The following is a 13169-nucleotide window of genomic DNA, read 5'->3' as shown; positions in this document are numbered from 1 at the left end:
AGATTGATCAATGGCCAGTGGCCTCACACGCAGAGCAGGTCGCCACCTGGTACGTGCCTTTCTTCATTCGGAAACGTTGCCATTCCCGGTTTTTGGCGCTTCCGCCTGCTCCTGCCGGTATTCAGCCAGCAGTCGCACTTCTTCCTTGCTCAAGCTGCGCGCCTGGAGCAGATCCGGCCGCCGTTCAGCGGTCCGCCCAAGCGCCTGCTTCAGACGCCAGCGCCGAATCCGCGCATGGTCACCCGACAACAAGACCTCAGGCACCGGGTCGTCTTGCCACATCTCCGGCCGGGTGTAATGCGGGCAGTCCAAAAGACCATCCACGAACGAGTCCTCAACCGCAGATGCCGCGTCATTCAGCGCCCCGGGCAAATGCCGCACCAGCGCATCAATCAGCAGCATCGCCGGCAACTCACCGCCTGACACCACGAAGTCGCCGATCGACACTTCCAGATCGACATGGCGGTCGATCAAACGTTGATCAACGCCCTCGTAACGCCCACACAGCAAGACCAGCGCATCCTCATCAACCAACTCGCGCACCAGATCGTGGTTCAACGTACGACCTTGCGGCGACAGGTACACAACCTTGCCAGCGCGACCAACTCGTTCGCACTGGGCGGACTTGGCGGCCTCGATTGCAGCCTGAAGTGGATCCCCCAGCATCACCATCCCGGGGCCACCACCGTAGGGGCGGTCATCCACCGTGCGGTGATTATCGAACGCGTAGTCACGCGGATTCCAGCAATCCAGCTGCCACAATCCCCGATCAATCGCCCGCCGCGTGATACCGCTTCCGGTCAGCGCAGAGAACATCTCCGGAAACAGCGTCACCACACCGTAATGGCGAGGGCGCTGCGCGGTCGAGATCACCAATCGGCTTCCCAATCCACGCGAATCCGCTTTTCGGCAAGATTCACGTCCAGCACATAGGCGCCGACGAACGGAATCAACCGCTCCGTGTCGCCGTCCTGCACCTGAAGCACATCATGCGCCCCGGTGCTCAGCAAGCCACTGACCGAACCCAACGCGACACCAGCGGTATTCTCGACCGCCAAGCCGATCAGGTCAGCCCAGTAATACTCGTCCAGTCCGGTTGCGGGTAGTGCTTCACGCGGCGCGGCGATGTACAGGCCCACCAGCTTTTCAGCTGCCGTGCGGTCTGCCACACCAACGAACGCCGCGACTATTCCTTTGCCGTGCGCCTTGCAACCACGAAGGCGGTACGGCTGCCAAGCTGATTCTGGCGCATCAGGATCCGCGCACAGCCACCACTGCGGCATCGTGCGCCAAGAGATCGGATCATCCCCGAAGGCATGAACCTTGACCCAACCCTGAATGCTGAACGGGTCCGCGACGCGACCGAGCACTATCATCGGCGCCCGCTCCAGCGAATCAATCAGGCCGAGACCTTTGCGCCCTTGACCAGACGCTCAACGGTCGGCGACAGCAGCGCGCCGTTGCTCTGCCAGTAGGCAAGGCGCTCGGCGTTAACGACCAGACCCTTTTCGGATTCGCTGGCCATCGGGTTGTAGAAGCCAACGCGCTCGATAAAGCGGCCGTCACGACGGCTACGCGAGTCGGTTGCAACGATATTGAAGAACGGGCGCTTCTTGGCGCCGCCCCGGGCAAGGCGAATCACAACCATGTCGAAATCCTGTATGCGGTGTGCAGAAAAGCTCGCCAAAATACCAGATCCACGCAAACTCTGCAAGGACAGCCGTACGTGGAGCTTCCAGCCGACCGCGGCAGCTCTGCGACCCTCACAAGGGTCGACGAACTTTCAGGATTCGCTAATAGAATAGCGGGACTTAACCTGACCGCCCCGCAATGACCTCGACCACCGCCGAATCCGGTAGCACCTCAGCGATCCTGGACTGGCTCGCCACGCAACCGTCTGCGGATCTGGCCGACGAGGCGGTGCAGATTCGCCGGCAGCTTGACCAGCTGGCGACGCCGGGCGTAGCGCCGACGCAGTTTCATCGCTGCATCGAATTGTTTTACGGGCGCGCGCTGCGGGCCGGGAGTGAGCTCAAACCGCGGCTATGTGAAGCCGGGCTACCGCTGGATCGCAATTTGCACACCACCGCCCGCCAAGTGGTCGAAGCGATGTGCGCAATCGCCGGCGGATTCCTGCAGGTGGCCGGTCACGTTCGCAGTGGCGCGATTCGGCCGCAACCGCGGCTGATTGAAACGCTGGCCGCACGAGGCCTGCGTATGCTGAGCGAGGCATGGGAAATTGCCGGGCTCTCCGGTGGCATGCATGTCGCAGAGCTCTGGCCGCTGTCGGTTTCGCTGATATCGGCCGCCGGCGACGAACCGGTGCCGACCGACGCCAGTGGCGAAAGTGCGCAATTTGCGTTCAAACGACTGGTCTCGCTCGGAACGCTGCAACTCGAACGCTTCTCGCAAGCGGAGATCGGCTGGATCTGCGAGTACCTGAATCGAGTAGCAACGCTGCTGCAGCTCGAGCTCAAAGCACCTGCGGCCCCGGATAACGGTTGGTATTGGATTGCAGCAGTGAGCGACGACGGGCCCCAGGCTGTGGTTCGTCGCGCACCGCCTGCGGGGCAACAGTTGGTTTTTGCATCGCCGACCGCGCTCGCAAAGCGGGTGGCCGAACACCTCGCACGCTTGGAGGCGGGCCAACAACCGTTTGAACTGAACCTGCCCCGCGTTGCAGTGGGGGTGCAACCCCTGTCACTGCTGCAGCGACTGCGCAGCGAATGGGCGATTCCCGTCAAACGCGAGCAGCCGCGCCGCAAGACGCAGTACACGGTTCAGGCATGTACCGGGATCCCTGCGATCTGGGACATCATGCGCGGCGATACGCCACGGCGTGACGGCGCGGTACAGGAATGGCAGGTCATCAACGAAAGCCCGGGTGGCTTTGCAATCATGCATGTGGCAGGCGTCGCAGCGGGCTTGGCAGCCGGCACGGCCGTGGCGCTCAGACGTGACGATGAGCAGCCGTGGAGTGTGTGCGTGGTGCGCTGGATTCGCAGCGAGAACCCGTCGCAGATCGAGCTTGGCCTGCAGATCGTCTCGACGGGCGCTACGCCGGTGACGGTCGGCTTCCGCGGCGCGCGGGAGCGTCCAAGCAAAATGGTGCGAGCACTGGTACTGCCGGCGATGCCCGCACTGCGCCACCATCCGGCCATCCTCGCCCCAACCGGCACTTACACCTCGCGGCGATTCGCGCTGGTGTCGGACCTTGACCGCATCTACATTGCTCAAGGCCGGCTGCTCAGCCTTGACATGCAGACCGCCAACATCGAACTGTTCCAGTTCGAGATCGACCCCTATCCAATCTGATCCGTGCTCGGTCGATCAAGCGCGCGCGCAAGAGCGGCCGCCATCTGCTGTGCCGACTGCGCAGCACCAGACTGATCGCCACTAGCCAGCCGCGCCACATCGGCGGCGGACAACACAAAGCGGCTGAAGAGCTGCCCTGAGCTGACGGTACCGGCGGCTCCGACCAGCAGCCAGCCGCCGTCGTCACTCTCGCAGACCCAACCAGCTTCGCGCATTGATTCGAGCATCGCGTCGGTCTCTTCGATCCGCTGTCGCGACGCGGCAGCAAGCTCAGAGAGCGTAGACAGCACGCCCGCCCGCTGCGCCTGCTCGAGTGCAGCAAGTAGCCGTGTGCTCGCGTAGAAGCGGCCCGCAACCGTTGGCGGCAGCACTCTGCGGCGCGCGAGAAAATCGGGAATCACCGCCGTAACCATGGCACCCACCAGAATCACCAGCCATGTCGAGTAAAGCCAGACAAGGAAGATCGGTATCGCCGAGAACGTGCCGTACAACAGCGTATAGCTCGGGAAGCGGGCGAAGTAGACGCCAAGCAAGCGCTGCAACAGCACGATACCGACGCCCGCGAACGCGCCGCCAACGATCGCGTGCCGTGGATTGATCCGGCGGTTCGGCATCGCGAAAAACAGGTAGGCGAAGAGCGCCGAAAACAGCAGCACCGGCATCAGGCGCAACACCATGCTGCGTAGCCAGACCGGCTCATCAACCGCGCCAAGGGACGCCGTCACCGCATACGTGGTTGCAGCTATGCTCGCCGCCAACACGACAGGTCCGAAGGTGATTGCAAGCCAGAACAGGGCGATCCGATTCCACACCGGGCGCGGCCGCTTGACCTGCCAGATTGCGTTGAACGAGCGGTCGATCGTCATCAACAGCAACACGGCAGTGGCAATCAGGGCGACACCACCAAAAAGCGTGAGATCGCTCGCCTTTTGCGAGAACTGAACCGCGTAGGTGGCAATCACCTTTCCTGCCTTGTCGGGCAGGAGGTTGGTGAGGAGGAAAACTTTCAGGGTGGTGCCGAGCTGCGCAAACATTGGCAACTGCCCCATCACCGTAAAGCTCACGGCAACCAGAGGCACCAGCGACAACAGCGTCGTAAAGGTCAGACTGCTTGCGACCAACGAGCCGCGCACTTCCTTGAAGCGCTCAATCAGCAGTTCGAGAAATCGGCGAACTTCCTCCATCCAGCGGCCCCACTCCCTGCCCTGCGTATAATCCGCCCGCATTCTATCGACCCATCTCCGATGAAAGAAATCCTGGTTCTCTACTACAGCCATCGAGGCTCGGTGCGCGCAATCGCCGAACAGATCGCACTCGGCATTGATTCCACTGGCATTGTCGCGGCCCGGCTGCGCACCGTACCACGGGTCAGCAGCAACATCGAAACGCCTGAGGCTGCGATTCCGGAAAACGGCCCGCCCTACGCGGAGCATTCCGATCTTGAAGATTGCATCGGACTCGCGCTGGGTAGCCCGACGCGCTTCGGCAACATGGCCGCACCGATGAAGTATTTTCTCGATGGCACGTCCGCACAATGGCTGTCGGGCGCGCTTGCAGGCAAACCCGCCTGCGTATTCACGTCCACCGGCACGTTGCACGGCGGACAGGAGACCACCTTGCTGTCGATGATGCTTCCGCTGCTTCACCATGGCGCACTTGTGCTGGGCCTTCCCTACACCGAAGGTGATCTGCACAGCACGCAGAGTGGCGGGTCACCCTACGGCGCGAGTCATGTCTCGGGACCACAAGGCGACGCGCGTCTGTCGGACGCCGAGCGCCGCCTCGCTTTCGCACAGGGACGTCGATTGGCGGATGTCGCGGCGCGCCTCGCCGGAGTCGCGCGATGAACATCCGGCGCCTGCAATGGTTAAGCGTCGCCCTGCTGCTCAGCCTGATCGCACTTAGCGTCGCCTGGGAGCTCTGGCTCGCTCCACTGCGGCCAGGCGGTTCCTGGCTGGTGCTGAAGGTGCTGCCGCTGCTATTCCCGCTGCGCGGGATGCTTCACGGCCGTCGCTATACGTTCCAGTGGACGACCCTGATGATCTGGCTCTACTTCACCGAGGGCGTGGTGAGGGCAAGCAGCGATCGTGGCTTGTCGGCCTGGCTCGCCGCGCTCGAAACCGCGCTGTCAGTGGCGCTGTTCGCAAGTTGCGCAGCGTACTCCCACTACAGCGCGCCTTCACGGAGCAAAGGCGCCAGCACTCCCTAAGCAATCGGGCGCCAACGGCGCCCGATTGTCAGTCACACCGTTTCGGCTTGCGGGTTCAACTTCTCAGAACCGGCCTGCAGCTTGTTCAGTGCATTGAGATAGGCTTTCGCCGACGCGATGATGATGTCGGTATCGGCCCCCTGGCCGTTGACCACACGGCTTTCGCGCGACAACCGAACGGTGACTTCGCCTTGGGCGTCCGTGCCGGTCGTGATTGCATTGACCGAGTAGAGCTGCAGCGTCGCGCCGCTCTTGGCAACCGCCTCGATCGCCCGGAACGCGGCATCGACCGGCCCGCTACCTTCGGATTCGGACTTCACTTCCTGCCCATCCACCGCAAGGGTCAGCGCTGCAGTCGGCGTTTCGCCAGTCTCCGAATGGAAGCGCGCCGACACCAGCTTGTAGTGCTCCCGTTCGAGCTCTTGCGCCTCATCAGACATCAAGGCCTGCAAGTCTTCGTCGAAGATCTCGCTCTTCTTGTCGGCAAGATCCTTGAAGCGTGCGAAGGCATGATTCAGCTGCTCTTCCGATTCGATGACGATGCCCAGTTCCTCAAGCCGCTTGCGGAAGGCGTTGCGCCCCGAGAGCTTACCCAGCGTCAGTCGGTTCGTCGTCCAGCCCACATCCTCCGGCCGCATGATCTCGTAGGTTTCGCGATGCTTGAGTACGCCATCCTGATGGATGCCGGACTCATGCGAGAACGCATTCGCGCCGACGATCGCCTTGTTCGGCTGAACCGGGTAGCCGGTAATCGTCGACACCAGCTTAGAGCACGCCACGATCTGGCTCGCATCGATGCCCGTCTCGACGGCAAACACGTCGGGGCGCGTCCGCACCGCCATCACCACCTCCTCGAGCGAGGCGTTACCAGCCCGTTCGCCGAGGCCATTGATCGTGCACTCGACCTGGCGCGCACCGGCCTGAACAGCGGCGAGCGAGTTCGCGACGGCCATGCCCAGATCGTTGTGGCAGTGCGTCGACCAGATCACTTTGTCGGCGCCAGGCACACGCTCGATCAGGGATCGGAAACGATCCCCCCACAGGGCCGGGACGGCGTAACCAACCGTATCGGGCACGTTGATCGTCTTGGCGCCGGCTTTGATGACGGCGTCGAAAATACGCACCAGGAAGTCCATTTCGGAGCGAACAGCATCCTCGGCCGAGAATTCAACATCGTCCGTGTATTGGAGCGCCAGCTTCACCGCCGCGACAGCCGCTTCGACCACCTGGTCGGGCTGCATGCGCAGCTTCTTTTCCATGTGGATCGGGCTGGTGGCAATGAAGGTGTGAATGCGGCCGCGCGCCGCCGGACGTATCGCCTCGCCGGCAGCTCGGACGTCGCGCTCGTTGGCTCGCGCCAGCGAACAGACGGTGGAATCCTTGATGACCTCGGCAATGGCGCGAATCGCCTCGGCATCGCCCGGGCTTGCGGCAGCAAAGCCGGCCTCGATGACGTCCACCTTGAGGCGCTCAAGCTGACGCGCGATACGCAACTTCTCATCACGCGTCATCGCCGCGCCGGGGCTCTGCTCGCCATCGCGCAGCGTCGTATCGAAAATAACCAGACGATCCTTCATTGCATCCTCTCCCGGGCCAAGCTCAGCCCAACAGTCGCCGGCCGCTCAGCCGGACCACGCATTCAAATCACTTTGCCGCCAGAGGCTTACGGCGTACCAAGCGCCAGGCCGCCATCACATAGCCCGACAAGGCATACGCGACGAACAAGCCGAAAAGCACGCCTTCCGGATAGCTGGAGATCGCCAGGAAGACGCCGACCATGGCGAGCACCACCGCAAACGGGACTGAGCGCCGAAGGTTGATGTCCTTGCCGCTCCAGAACTTCACGTTGCTGACCATCGTCAGGCCCGCAAAGATGGTCACAACGCAGGCGATCCAGCGGATTTCGCTTGAATCGATCGAATGACCGATCATGATCCAGACGAATCCGGCAACCAGCGCCGCCGCGGCAGGCGACGGTAACCCCTGAAAATAGCGCTTATCCACGACGTCGATATTCGTATTGAAGCGCGCCAGACGGAGCGCCGCGCCCGCGCAATAGACGAACGCGGCAATCCAGCCCAGTTTGCCCAAATCCTTCAGCGCCCACTCGTACATCACCAGCGACGGCGCGACGCCGAACGACACCATGTCGGACAGAGAATCGTATTCGGCGCCAAACTCGCTCTGCGTGTGCGTCAGGCGCGCAACCCGACCATCGAGCCCATCGAGCACCATCGCCACGAATATCGCGACTGCCGCGTTCTCGAAACGCCCGTTCATCGCCTGAACGATGGCGTAAAAACCCGCGAACAGCGCACCAGTCGTAAACAGATTGGGAAGGATGTAGATGCCGCGGCGGCGAATCAGGGTATCGCGTGGCATCAGGCGGGGTGGGCGCAACTTGGTCATGCGGGTTCTGATCGGTCGGAACAGCAGCATCTTGCAGGCAAATCTGCCACCACAAACACTCGCTGCCCTCAAATGGACAAGCGCCCGATGGTACCAGAGCGCTTCCACTGCAATCCACGGCGCTGGTGCGCCAAAATGAAAACGGCCACCCGCAGGTGGCCGTCTCGCAAGCGTCAGATCAATCAGTTCTTCGACTGATCAACCAGCTTGTTCGCCTTGATCCACGGCATCATGTCGCGCAGCTGGCCACCGACGGTTTCGATCGGGTGCACAGCGTTGAGGCGACGACGTGCGGTCATCGACGGGTAGTTGGTCTTGCCTTCGAGGATGAACATCTTCGCGTATTCGCCGGTCTGGATGCGCTTGAGCGCATTGCGCATCGCTTCACGCGACTGGGCGTTGATGACTTCCGGCCCGGTCACGTACTCGCCGTACTCGGCATTGTTCGAGATCGAGTAGTTCATGTTGGCGATGCCGCCTTCGTACATCAGGTCGACGATCAGCTTGAGCTCGTGCAGGCACTCGAAGTAGGCCATCTCCGGCGCATAGCCAGCCTCAACCAGGGTCTCGAAGCCCATCTTCACGAGTTCAACGGCGCCGCCGCACAGCACGGCCTGCTCGCCGAAGAGATCGGTTTCGGTCTCTTCGCGGAAGTTGGTCTCGATCACACCGCCCTTGGTGCCGCCATTGGCTGCAGCGTAGGACAGGGCGATATCGCGCGCCTTGCCCGACTTGTCCTGATGCACCGCGATCAGCGACGGAACGCCGCCACCCTTGAGGTACTCGGAGCGCACGGTGTGGCCCGGGCCCTTCGGCGCAACCATGATCACATCCAGATCAGCACGCGGCACGACCTGGTTGTAGTGCACGTTGAAGCCGTGCGCGAAGGCCAGCGTAGCGCCCTGCTTGATGTTCGGCTCAACGTCGTTCTTATAAACCTCGGGGATGTTCTCGTCCGGCAGCAGGATCATGACCAGATCCGCGCTCTTGACTGCATCCGCCACTTCGGCAACCTTCAGCCCTGCGCCAGCAGCCTTGGCCCACGAGGCGCCGTTCTTGCGCAGACCGACCGTCACATTGACGCCCGAATCGCGCAGGTTCTGCGCGTGCGCGTGGCCTTGCGAGCCATAGCCAACGATGGTGACCTGCTTGCCCTTGATCAGCGAGAGGTCGGCGTCCTTGTCGTAGTAAACCTTCATGGTATTTCCTTGAATAGCGTGTGAATGGGGCAAATCAGATCTTGAGCACGCGGTCGCCGCGGCCGATACCGCAGACGCCGGAGCGCACTGTTTCCAGAATCAGGTCACGATCAATCGCGCCGACAAAGGAATTGAGCTTGTCCTGCGTACCAGTCAGCTCGATCACGTAGCTCGAATCGGTCACGTCGATGATGCGGCCGCGGAAGATTTCCGCCATGCGCTTCATCTCTTCGCGATCCTTGCCCGTCGCTCGCACCTTGACCAGCATGAGCTCGCGCTCGATATGCGCAGCTTCGGAAATATCGACCACCTTGACCACGTCGATCAGCTTGTTCAGCTGCTTGGTGATCTGCTCGATGATGTCATCCGAACCCGACGTCACGATCGTCATTCGCGAAAGCGAAGGATCTTCGGTCGGCGCTACGGTCAGCGACTCGATGTTGTAGCCACGCGCAGAAAACAGCCCGGACACACGCGACAGCGCGCCAGCCTCGTTTTCGAGCAGCAATGAAATGACGTGTCTCATAAGTGTTGCCTGCTTGTGAGCACACTGCAGTACGGCCACGGAAAGCCCTCGGGTGACCTTCCGCCGCCCAGCATGCCGGTAAGCGCGCTGGGCGGGTGCCGCCGCGGTTGAGCGGCACCCCGTTCTAACGGTGCGCGGGTGTTACAGATCCTCGGACGACAGGATCATCTCGGTGAGACCCTTGCCGCCCTGAACCATCGGGAACACGTTTTCGGTCGGATCCACCTGGAAGTCCAGGAAGACCAGATCGTTCTTACGGCTGAACGCCTCACGGATGGCGCCTTCCACATCGCCCGGCTTCTCGACGCGGATGCCGACATGCCCGTAGGCCTCGGCAAGCTTGGCGAAATCAGGTAGCGAATCCATGTAGGACTCGGAATACCGGTTACCGTGGAAGAACTGCTGCCATTGGCGAACCATGCCCAGATAGCGGTTGTTCAAACTCAGAACCTTGATCGGCAAACGATACTGTTTGCAGGTCGAGAGCTCCTGGATACACATCTGGATCGAGCCTTCGCCGGTGATTACGGCGACCGGCTTTTCCGGGTGCGCGAGCTGAACGCCCATTGCTGCTGGCAGACCAAAGCCCATCGTGCCCAGACCACCCGAGTTCACCCAACGACGCGGCTTGTCGAACTTGTAGTACTGGGCCGCCCACATCTGGTGTTGGCCCACATCCGAGGTCACAAACGCGTCGCCGTTGGTGATCTTCCACAACGTCTCGACGACGAACTGCGGCTTGATGACCTCGGTGCTGTTCTTGTAGCTGAGCGAATTGCGGCTACGCCACTCTTCGATTTGCTTCCACCACGGCTCGATCTGGGCCGGATTCGGGCGATCGCCTGACGACTCCAGCATCTTGATCATGTCGTCCAGCACATCGGCGAGATTGCCAACGATCGGCACATCGACCTTCACGCGCTTTGAGATCGACGACGGATCGATGTCCACGTGGATGATCTTGCGCGGCTCGGACTGGAAGTGCGCCGGATTGCCGATCACGCGGTCATCGAAACGAGCGCCGATCGCGAGCAGCACATCGCTGTGATGCATCGCCATGTTTGCTTCGATCGTGCCGTGCATGCCCAGCATGCCGAGGTTCTGGCGATCAGTGGCCGGGTAGCCACCAAGCCCCATCAGCGTGTTGGTAACTGGGAAACCGAGCAGTCGGGTCAGCTTCGTCAGCTTGTCCGCCGCATCGGCCAGAATCACGCCGCCACCCGCATAGATCATCGGCCGCTTGGCTTCGAGCAACAAACCGAGCGCCTTGCGGATCTGCCCCTGGTGACCCTTCACGATCGGGTTGTAGGAGCGCAAGGTCACAGACTTCGGATACTCGTACTCGCACTTGTGCGCGGAGACATCCTTAGGAATGTCGACGAGCACAGGGCCAGGACGTCCGGTCTTGGCGAGGAAAAAGGCCTTCTTGATTGTCGAAGCGATGTCGCGGACATCCTTGACGAGGAAGTTGTGCTTGACGCACGGACGGGTGATCCCGACCGTGTCGACTTCCTGGAAAGCATCTTGACCAATGGCGGCAGTCGGGACTTGCCCGCTGATGATCACCATCGGAATCGAATCACAATACGCGGTCGCGATACCGGTCACGGCGTTGGTGACGCCCGGGCCGGAAGTTACGAGCGCAACGCCCACCTTGTCGGTGGAGCGTGCGTAGCCATCCGCAGCGTGTACGGCGGCCTGCTCATGGCGAACCAGCACGTGACGAACTTTGTCCTGCTTGGACAGTTCGTCGTAGAGGAAAAGCACGGCGCCGCCGGGATAGCCGAAAACATACTCGACCTTTTCCTCTTGCAGACACCTGATTACAATCTCCGCACCAGTCAAAACCATTGCAGCACCCAAAAAAGACAGAAGCCCCTCCGGAGGGAGGGGGAGGTACATTGTCAACGGTGTGCAACGGATTGGTCAAGGCATCCTCGCTGCAGCACACCATGAAGCGGCGACGGCCACACGAGGTTTCACCTGGCTTCCCGGATCGAACTTTCAGACTTTCTCTCCAGCGTTGAGCGTCGGGCCTTCAAGCAGGCCTTTTTTGCGCTGCGGGATGAAGACACGGCACTCGACGTTGTGCAGGACGCCATGATGAAACTGGCCGAACGCTACGGCGATCGGCCGGCCGAGGAATTCGGCGCGCTCTTTCAGCGCATCCTGCAAAACGGGATCAACGACCATTTCCGGCGCAGCAAGGTTCGAAACCTGTGGACCACTCTGCTGTCTGCGTTCTCGCCAGACAGCGAGGAAGACGGCGGGGACCCGCTGGAAACACTGGGCGCCGAGTCTGACATTGCGGCATTCAAGGCGCCGCACCTGCAGGAAGAGCAGCGGCAGACGCTCGGCGTGATTGAACAGGAAATTGCGAAATTGCCACCACGTCAACGGGAAGCCTTCCTCATGCGTTACTGGGAGGAAATGGATATAGCCGAGACGGCCGCGGCGATGGGCTGCACCGAGGGAAGTGTCAAGACACACTGCTCGCGGGCAACGCACACGCTGGCGGCCGCATTGCGTGCCCGGGGGATCGAGCCATGAACACAGAAGACATCATCGCCAAGCGGATCGTTGCGACGCTTGACCGTAGCCTCAGCGGCCTTGGCCCGCAGGTAGAAACACGCCTTCAACTCGCTCGCCGTGCCGCACTGGAGCATCAACGCGCCCGCACCAGCGGGCTGAGCCTTGCTGGCGTCAGCAGAACCGTGACGGATCTGTGGAATACCCACAGCCGCCTCGCAATGGTGACGCTCACCGCGATTCTGATGCTGGTCGCAGCGGATACGCTTCGCGACAGCGTCATGAGCTCGGAACTCGAAGAGGTCGACAGCGCCCTGCTTTCGGACGACCTCCCGATCGACGCCTATCTTGATCATGGATTTGACCGATGGCTCAAGCCGGACGACTCGGCCAGCTGAGGGCCTGGCTGATTGTCCTGGCGCTACTCGTAGCGCCCTTCGCGGGTGCGGCGACGCCAGCGCCGGATTGGGCCGCGCTGACGCCGGAACAACGCGCGATTCTCGCGCCGCTGGAAAAAGAATGGTCCGCGATGGGGCCGACACGTCGCAACAAATGGATCGGGATCGCTGCGCGTTTTCCTGAAATGACACCCAACGAGCGTGATCGCATCACGCGCCGGATGGAATCCTGGGCCCAACTGACGCCGGAAGAGCGGAAGAAGGCGCGCGATCAGTACAAGCGCCTTCAGAAGCTACCAAGCGACCAACGCCCCGCCCTGCGGCAGCAATGGGATGCGTACAAGAATCTGCCGGATGAAGAGAAGGACAAACTGCGCTCGCGTGCCACCCGCACAAAGCCCAGCATCGGCGGCGCGATTCCGCAGGAGTGGTTGATTCCGCCCTACCTGCGGCCATACCGCAGTGAGCTTCGTCCGCCACCGCCGCCACCGGTCGAACCGCCCCCTGAGCCCGCCCCGGTACTGCCCGAGGCGCTCTACCCCCGCTATTAAACACCGCACGCCGCCACCTGTGGCGGCGGCATT

At 61.8% G+C, this 13169-nt stretch carries 15 protein-coding genes; 6 read left to right on the top strand and 9 right to left on the bottom strand.

Features of this window, described 5'->3' with window-relative positions:
- Positions 1-63: 63 nt before the first annotated feature.
- The 3 genes from trmD to rpsP are packed head-to-tail and all read right to left on the bottom strand — an operon-like array spanning position 64 to position 1648.
- Entirely contained in the window at positions 64-888 is an 825-nt protein-coding gene (gene trmD / locus JY500_RS06895; RefSeq protein ID WP_206255686.1) for a tRNA (guanosine(37)-N1)-methyltransferase TrmD, read from the bottom strand.
- Positions 870-1376 carry a ribosome maturation factor RimM gene (gene rimM, locus JY500_RS06890; protein ID WP_172203805.1) on the bottom strand — a complete coding sequence of 169 codons (507 nt, stop codon included), beginning with the start codon at positions 1374-1376 and terminating at the stop codon, positions 870-872. Before rimM ends, trmD begins: the two co-directional genes overlap by 19 nt.
- Before the next feature lie 23 nt (positions 1377-1399).
- On the bottom strand, positions 1400-1648 hold the full coding sequence (gene rpsP, locus JY500_RS06885; RefSeq protein ID WP_172203807.1) for a 30S ribosomal protein S16: 249 nt from the start codon (positions 1646-1648) through the stop codon (positions 1400-1402).
- A gap of 182 nt (positions 1649-1830) precedes the next feature.
- Between rpsP and JY500_RS06880 the strand changes: the two genes are divergently transcribed.
- Positions 1831-3315 (top strand): hypothetical protein, encoded by a 1485-nt coding sequence (locus tag JY500_RS06880; RefSeq protein WP_206255684.1) that lies wholly within the window; start codon positions 1831-1833, stop codon positions 3313-3315.
- On the opposite strand, the gene JY500_RS06875 is transcribed toward JY500_RS06880, so the two are convergent.
- Entirely contained in the window at positions 3303-4499 is a 1197-nt protein-coding gene (locus tag JY500_RS06875) for a YihY family inner membrane protein (RefSeq protein ID WP_206255682.1), read from the bottom strand. The genes JY500_RS06880 and JY500_RS06875 overlap by 13 nt on opposite strands.
- A 60-nt stretch (positions 4500-4559) precedes the next feature.
- On the opposite strand from JY500_RS06875, the gene wrbA reads away from it, so the two are divergent.
- Both wrbA and JY500_RS06865 read left to right on the top strand, forming a co-directional pair.
- On the top strand, positions 4560-5162 hold the full coding sequence (wrbA, locus tag JY500_RS06870; protein ID WP_206255681.1) for an NAD(P)H:quinone oxidoreductase: 603 nt from the start codon (positions 4560-4562) through the stop codon (positions 5160-5162).
- Positions 5159-5524, top strand: coding sequence for a DUF2069 domain-containing protein (locus tag JY500_RS06865; protein ID WP_206255679.1), 366 nt, complete (start codon positions 5159-5161; stop codon positions 5522-5524). The genes wrbA and JY500_RS06865 overlap by 4 nt, the downstream gene beginning before the upstream one ends.
- A 32-nt stretch (positions 5525-5556) precedes the next feature.
- On the opposite strand, the gene JY500_RS06860 is transcribed toward JY500_RS06865, so the two are convergent.
- From JY500_RS06860 to JY500_RS06840, 5 genes are all read right to left on the bottom strand, one after another.
- A complete protein-coding gene (locus JY500_RS06860) occupies positions 5557-7101 on the bottom strand; it encodes a 2-isopropylmalate synthase (protein ID WP_206255677.1) in 1545 nt (514 codons plus the stop codon).
- A gap of 67 nt (positions 7102-7168) precedes the next feature.
- On the bottom strand, positions 7169-7933 hold the full coding sequence (gene pssA, locus JY500_RS06855) for a CDP-diacylglycerol--serine O-phosphatidyltransferase (RefSeq protein WP_206255676.1): 765 nt from the start codon (positions 7931-7933) through the stop codon (positions 7169-7171).
- A 182-nt stretch (positions 7934-8115) separates the two neighbouring features.
- Positions 8116-9132, bottom strand: a complete 1017-nt coding sequence (gene ilvC, locus JY500_RS06850; RefSeq protein WP_172203821.1) for a ketol-acid reductoisomerase — start codon at positions 9130-9132, stop codon at positions 8116-8118.
- A gap of 34 nt (positions 9133-9166) precedes the next feature.
- Positions 9167-9658 carry an acetolactate synthase small subunit gene (gene ilvN, locus JY500_RS06845; protein ID WP_172203823.1) on the bottom strand — a complete coding sequence of 164 codons (492 nt, stop codon included), beginning with the start codon at positions 9656-9658 and terminating at the stop codon, positions 9167-9169.
- A 141-nt stretch (positions 9659-9799) separates the two neighbouring features.
- Positions 9800-11509: an acetolactate synthase 3 catalytic subunit gene (locus tag JY500_RS06840; RefSeq protein WP_172203825.1), complete on the bottom strand. Its 1710-nt coding sequence runs from the start codon at positions 11507-11509 to the stop codon at positions 9800-9802.
- Between the two features lie 132 nt (positions 11510-11641).
- Here JY500_RS06840 and JY500_RS06835 point away from each other — a divergent pair, with 132 nt between their 5' ends.
- The 3 genes from JY500_RS06835 to JY500_RS06825 are packed head-to-tail and all read left to right on the top strand — an operon-like array spanning position 11642 to position 13136.
- Positions 11642-12208, top strand: a complete 567-nt coding sequence (locus JY500_RS06835) for an RNA polymerase sigma factor (protein WP_172204147.1) — start codon at positions 11642-11644, stop codon at positions 12206-12208.
- Positions 12205-12585: a DUF3619 family protein gene (locus JY500_RS06830; protein ID WP_172203827.1), complete on the top strand. Its 381-nt coding sequence runs from the start codon at positions 12205-12207 to the stop codon at positions 12583-12585. Before JY500_RS06835 ends, JY500_RS06830 begins: the two co-directional genes overlap by 4 nt.
- Complete coding sequence (locus JY500_RS06825; protein ID WP_206255674.1) at positions 12555-13136, top strand: DUF3106 domain-containing protein; 582 nt, start codon at positions 12555-12557, stop codon at positions 13134-13136. The genes JY500_RS06830 and JY500_RS06825 overlap by 31 nt, the downstream gene beginning before the upstream one ends.
- Positions 13137-13169 lie beyond the last annotated feature (33 nt).

It is taken from the genome of Niveibacterium microcysteis (assembly GCF_017161445.1).
GTDB classification, from domain to species: Bacteria; Pseudomonadota; Gammaproteobacteria; order Burkholderiales; family Rhodocyclaceae; genus Niveibacterium; species Niveibacterium microcysteis.
Note: the sequence above shows the minus strand (reverse complement) of the source record. Positions and strands in the feature narration are given on the sequence as shown.